Here is a 5,462-nt window from a genome sequence, read left to right on the forward strand (position 1 = left end):
TACATGGAACCCTGGGCCTGGGCCGCAGGTGCTGGCGTGATCGTGCTAGGCCTGGTGGGGCTGCTGCTGTCGCGCCGTGGCAAATCCGGCGCCAAGCCGCCGAAGGCCGCCGCGCCGACCAAGGGCGGCTCGCTGGCCGATCGCTTCGGCACCGCGGATGAGGGCGAGGCGCACGCCGGTTCCGATCCGGACCAGGACGAACTGCTCGACCAGCTTGCCGAACAGCCCGACGACATCGGCCTGCACCTGGAACTGGTCAGCCTGTACTACACCCGCCGCGACGTCGAGCATTTCGAAGCCGCCGCGGAGGCGATGCACGCGCACATCACCGACCCGGACCAGCCCGAATGGCAGGATGTGGTGCACATGGGGCGCGACCTTGCGCCGGGCCATCCGTTGTTTGCCGAACCGGGCGCCGATGCCACCGCGATGCGCGAGCCGGCGCCGCACCATTTCGACATTGACAGTTACAACAATCCGCCCGCTGCGGAATCCGTCGCACCGGCTTCGGCCAAGAATCCGGCGGCGCAGCCATCCAAGGTCAGCGAATACCATTTCGATTTCGATTTGACGCCGCATCATCCCGAGGCGCTGGTGCGCACGGCCGCTCCGGCACCTGCCACTGCTCCGGCACCTGCAGCCGCAGTGAAAGAGGTGGAAGAGGACGAGCCGCTCTCCACCTGGAAGTTCGACGAACCGCTGGATGCACCGCATACGCAGGCGGGCCACGCCGATCACGACAACTTCGGCGAGCTGCATGACGATCCCGTCGATACCAAGCTCGACCTGGCCCGCGCCTATCTCGACATGGGCGACCCGGACGGTGCTCGCGCCATGCTGGAAGAAGTGATGCACGAAGGCACCCAGATGCAGAAGGAAGTCGCGAAGCAGCTGTTGGAAAAGATCAGCTGATCCGCGTTCATTACCAAACGCACATCGGGCCGGCCTTGCCGGCCCGATGCGTTTTCGGCACCTGTTACGCTTACCCACTTGTTGAGTTCTCCGGCCACGCATGCGCATCGCCCTGGGTATCGAATACGACGGCACCGACTTCTTCGGGTGGCAGCGGCTGAGCCACGACGCCAGCGTGCAGGCCAGCCTGGAACGGGCGCTGTCGTTCGTCGCTGCCGAAGCCATCGAGGTGACGTGTGCGGGCCGTACCGACGCCGGTGTGCACGGCCGTTGCCAGGTCGTGCATTTCGACACGAACGTGCAGCGCGACCTGCGTGGCTGGGTGCTGGGTGCGTGCTCCAATCTGCCGTCGAGCGTAGCCGTGCTGTGGGCCAAGGTGATGCCCGATGATTTCCATGCACGCTTCTCCGCGCGTAGCCGGCGCTATCGCTATACCTTGCTCAATCGCGCCGTTCGCCCTGCGCTGGACGCGCGCTATGTTGCCTGGGAGCGCCTGCCGCTGGATGCTCGGCGCATGCATGCTGCGGCGCAGGTCTTGATCGGCGAGCACGACTTCTCCGCGTTTCGCGCAGTATCTTGCCAGGCCGCGCATGCGCGCCGCGAAGTGAAATACTTGCGCGTGCAGCGCGAAGGCGAGCAGGTGGTCGTGGACATCGAAGCGAACGCGTTCCTGCATCACATGGTGCGCAACATCGTGGGCTCGCTGCTGGTGGTGGGCCGCGGCGAACAGCCGGAAGCATGGATCGCGGAATTGTTGGCCGGGCGAAACCGTGAAGTGGCCGGCCCCACCGCGGCAGCCTCGGGGTTAACCTTCATCGGTCCGCGCTACGAAAAGCATTGGGGTTTACCCGTGGAGGTCAGCGAATGACTCGCATCAAATGTTGCGGCATGACCCGCGTCGAAGATGCCCTGCTTGCCGCCGAGCTGGGCGCCGATGCGATCGGCGTGGTGCTGACCGCGCACAGCAAGCGGCAGGTTTCCCTGCGGCAGGCGCGCGCCATCGTCGAGGCAATGCCACCCTTCGTCACCACGGTGGCCTTGTGCATGGATGACGAAGCGAATCTCGTGCAGGAGATCATCGACACCGTGCGCCCCTCGATGCTGCAGTTCCACGGCAACGAGGGCGACGAATGGTGCAAGCAGTTCGGCCAGCCTTACCTGAAGGCCATCGCGATGGGCGAGGGCACTGCGGCGCTCTATCAGCTGCGCGATCACCCGCATGCAGCGGGGCTGTTGTTGGATGGGCACGGTCTGGGCGAACCGGGCGGCAGCGGCAAATTGTTCGACTGGTCGCTGATGCCGCACGATCTGAAACAGCCGTTGCTGCTGGCGGGCGGTCTCACCCCGCAGAATGTCGCCGCCGCCATCCATATCGCGCAGCCGTGGGCCGTGGATGTGTCGAGCGGCATCGAATCGGCGCCGGGGATCAAGGATCACGGCAAGATGCGCGAATTCATTGCTGCGGTTCGTTCGGCAAAATAGCCGCGTAGGCTGGGATGAAATCCCAGCATCGCCATGTATTGCAATGCTGGGATTTCATCCTGCCTACGTTATGCGCTCAACGCATGGCGCATCCATGCCGCCAAAGCGTCCACGCGGCGATCCACCCGCCGCCCCGGCGTCGCCAGAATCCAGCTTGCATCGGTCTGTTGAAATCCCCACGGCGCAAGCAGGCGCCCGGCGTCGATATCGTCTTGCACCAGTTGCGCTGGCGCGATCGCCACGCCCAAGCCTGCTACCGCGGCTTCCAGCAGATAGAACAGATGCGTAAAGCCTTGGCCGTAGTGGAGGGATTCAAGCGGAATCCCGTTTGCGCGCGCCCACGCCGGCCACGCCTGCGGACGCGAGCTGGTGTGCAGCAGCGCCTCATGGCTCAAAGCGGACGCGCCCTGTTGCAGCAAGCGCTCAAGCCCTGCATGACGCGGGCTGACGACTGGGCCGATACGCTCGGGTGCCAGTACATGCACTTGCCAGCCGGTTGGCCACGGCGGTGCTGCGACGGCCAAGGCTGCATCGGGTTCGGCATGCCGCGGCGCCAGTGGATCTTCCTCTGGCGACAGATGCAGGCGCAGCATCGGCAGATCGCGTTCCAGCCGCTCCAGGCGGGGAATCACCCAGCGGGCGAGCAGGCTGCCGGCGCAGCCGAGCACGAAAGGTGCGTCGTCGCGGCCACGTTGCAGTTCGGTCCAGGCGTCACGCAATTGCTCGAAGGCGTTGCTGACGCGATCGCGCAGTTCCTCCCCCAGGGTGGTGAGCGCCACGCCACGTCCCTGGCGAACAAACAGGGGTTTTCCCAAGGCTTCCTCAAGCACGCGCAACTGCCGGCTGATGGCGCCATGGGTGACGTGCAGCTCGTCGGCAGCGCGGCCGACGCTGCCCAGGCGGGCAGTGGCCTCGAAGGCGCGCAAGGCGTTGAGGGAAGGCAGGTCGCGCACAGGTATGGTGAGTTTTTCTAACGGATGGCGGCGATCATATCGCTTTTTCGATCATGTCAATCGCGGTATTTTCTGCGCAACGATCCCTTCCCTCCACGCTTGCCGTATCCACAGGATTCCTCACCAATGCCAACGACCCAGGATTTCCATCAATGGCCCGACGTCCACGGGCGCTTCGGCGACTTCGGCGGGCAGTACGTGGCCGAGACCCTGATGGCGCCGCTGGCCGAACTGACCGAAGCCTACCTGCGCCTGCGCGAAGATCCCGAGTTCCTGGCCGAACTGGATCGTGACCTCACCTACTACGTCGGCCGCCCCAGTCCGATCTATCACGCCGAGCGGCTGTCGCAGCACGTCGGCGGCGCGCGCATCCTGCTCAAGCGCGAGGATCTGAACCACACCGGCGCACACAAGATCAACAACACCATCGGCCAGGCGCTGGTGGCCAAGCGCATGGGCAAGCCGCGCGTGATCGCCGAGACCGGCGCCGGCCAGCATGGCGTGGCTACCGCGACGGTCGCCGCGCGTTTTGGCTTGAAGTGCGTGGTCTACATGGGTGCTGTCGACATCGAGCGGCAGAAGATCAACGTGTACCGCATGAAGCTGCTCGGCGCGGACGTGGTGCCGGTCACGTCGGGATCGAAAACGCTGAAGGATGCCTTGAACGAAGCGATGCGCGACTGGGTGACCAACGTCGCCGACACGTTCTACATCATCGGCACCGTGGCCGGTCCGCATCCGTATCCGATGATGGTGCGCGATTTCAACGCCATCGTCGGGCGCGAAGCGCGCGCACAGATGCTGGAGCAATACGGCCGCTTGCCCGATGTGCTTACCGCTTGCGTGGGCGGCGGCTCGAACGCGATCGGTTTGTTCCACGCGTTTCTCAACGATAGCGATGTGCGCATCGTCGGTGCGGAAGCCGCCGGTGAAGGCATCGCCACCGGCCATCATGCCGCTTCGCTGGCGGCGGGGCGGCCCGGTGTGCTGCATGGCAATCGCACCTACGTGCTGTGCGACGACAACGGCCAGATCACCGAAACGCATTCGGTCTCGGCCGGTCTCGATTACCCGGGCGTCGGTCCGGAGCATGCGTTCCTGAAAGACGCTGGTCGTGCCGAATACGTCGGCGTGACCGATGACGAAGCCCTGGAGGCGTTCCACTTGCTTGCGCGCACCGAAGGCATTCTTGCCGCACTGGAATCCAGCCACGCCGTGGCGCAAGCCCTGAAACTGGCGCGCGAGCTGCCGAAGGACGGTATCGTGCTGTGCAATCTTTCCGGTCGAGGCGACAAAGACGTGCATACGATTGCCGCACGCGAAGGAGTGCAGGTATGAGCCGCATCGATCAGCGCTTTGCCGCCTTGAAGCATGCCGGCCGCACCGGCTTGATTCCGTTCGTCACCGCCGGCGATCCCGCGCCGGAACATGCCGTGGCCTTGATGCATGCACTGGTCGATGCCGGCGCCGACGTGATCGAACTGGGCGTGCCGTTTTCCGATCCGATGGCCGATGGCCCGGTGATCCAGCACGCCAGCGAACGCGCCATCGCCAAGGGCGTGGGCCTCCTCGACGTGCTCAACTGGGTGGAACAGTTTCGCAAGCGCGATCACGACACGCCGGTGGTGCTGATGGGTTATCTCAATCCGGTGGAAATCCGTGGCTTCCAGCGCTTCGCGGATGAAGCCGTCAAGGCAGGCGTGGATGGCGTATTGCTGGTGGATTGCCCGCTGGAAGAAGCCGAGGTGCTGACGCCCTTGCGCCGCGCCGGCCTCAAGCAGATCCTGCTGGCCGCGCCCACTACCGCACCCGCGCGTATGGCGCAGTTGTGCGAGGCCGCCGAAGGTTTCCTGTACTATGTATCGTTCGCCGGCATCACGGGGGCAGGGCGCTTGAGTACGCAGGACATCGCCGCACGCGTGGCTGACATCCGCAAGCGTGCCAAGGCGCCGGTCGCAGTGGGATTCGGCGTAAAGGATGCGCAGAGCGCCAAAGCCATCAGTGGGTTCGCCGACGCCGTGGTGATCGGCAGTGCGTTGGTGGAAAAGCTTGATGGCGCGCGAACAGAAAAGGACATGGTGGAACGGGTGGATGCATTTCTTCGCCCAATCCGCG

Annotated in this window: 6 protein-coding genes; 5 read left to right on the forward strand and 1 reads right to left on the reverse strand. The window is 64.8% G+C overall.

All coding sequences use genetic code 11. From position 1 onward, the window contains the following. From VMA74_RS01735 to VMA74_RS01745, 3 genes are all read left to right on the forward strand, one after another. A partial coding sequence (locus tag VMA74_RS01735) for a FimV/HubP family polar landmark protein (protein WP_325364210.1) occupies nt 1-912 on the forward strand: 912 nt, incomplete at its 5' end. Between the two features lie 100 nt (nt 913-1,012). Continuing rightward, the gene (gene truA / locus VMA74_RS01740; protein ID WP_325364212.1) at nt 1,013-1,780 is read left to right on the forward strand and encodes a tRNA pseudouridine(38-40) synthase TruA; all 768 of its coding nucleotides are present in this window, start codon (nt 1,013-1,015) and stop codon (nt 1,778-1,780) included. After that, nucleotides 1,777-2,394, forward strand: a complete 618-nt coding sequence (locus tag VMA74_RS01745; RefSeq protein ID WP_325364214.1) for a phosphoribosylanthranilate isomerase — start codon at nt 1,777-1,779, stop codon at nt 2,392-2,394. Before truA ends, VMA74_RS01745 begins: the two co-directional genes overlap by 4 nt. Before the next feature lie 68 nt (nt 2,395-2,462). On the opposite strand, the gene VMA74_RS01750 is transcribed toward VMA74_RS01745, so the two are convergent. After that, a complete protein-coding gene (locus VMA74_RS01750) occupies nt 2,463-3,353 on the reverse strand; it encodes a LysR family transcriptional regulator (RefSeq protein WP_325364220.1) in 891 nt (296 codons plus the stop codon). A gap of 120 nt (nt 3,354-3,473) precedes the next feature. On the opposite strand from VMA74_RS01750, the gene trpB reads away from it, so the two are divergent. Both trpB and trpA read left to right on the forward strand, forming a co-directional pair. Beyond that, nucleotides 3,474-4,685 (forward strand): tryptophan synthase subunit beta, encoded by a 1,212-nt coding sequence (gene trpB, locus VMA74_RS01755; protein ID WP_325364216.1) that lies wholly within the window; start codon nt 3,474-3,476, stop codon nt 4,683-4,685. Further along, nucleotides 4,682-5,462 (forward strand): tryptophan synthase subunit alpha (gene trpA, locus VMA74_RS01760; protein ID WP_325364218.1); only part of this gene is annotated, 781 nt, incomplete at its 3' end. The genes trpB and trpA, both read left to right, overlap by 4 nt.

The sequence above is a fragment of the Dyella sp. genome (assembly GCF_035508675.1).
Taxonomy (GTDB): domain Bacteria; phylum Pseudomonadota; class Gammaproteobacteria; order Xanthomonadales; family Rhodanobacteraceae; genus Dyella_B.

Excerpts from the sequence above, each read along its gene's own strand:
- truA (WP_325364212.1), top strand. The coding sequence starts at position 1,013 with ATGCGCATCGCCCTGGGTATCGAATACGACGGCACCGACTTCTTCGGG.
- VMA74_RS01745 (WP_325364214.1), top strand. The coding sequence starts at position 1,777 with ATGACTCGCATCAAATGTTGCGGCATGACCCGCGTCGAAGATGCCCTG.
- trpB (WP_325364216.1), top strand. The coding sequence starts at position 3,474 with ATGCCAACGACCCAGGATTTCCATCAATGGCCCGACGTCCACGGGCGC.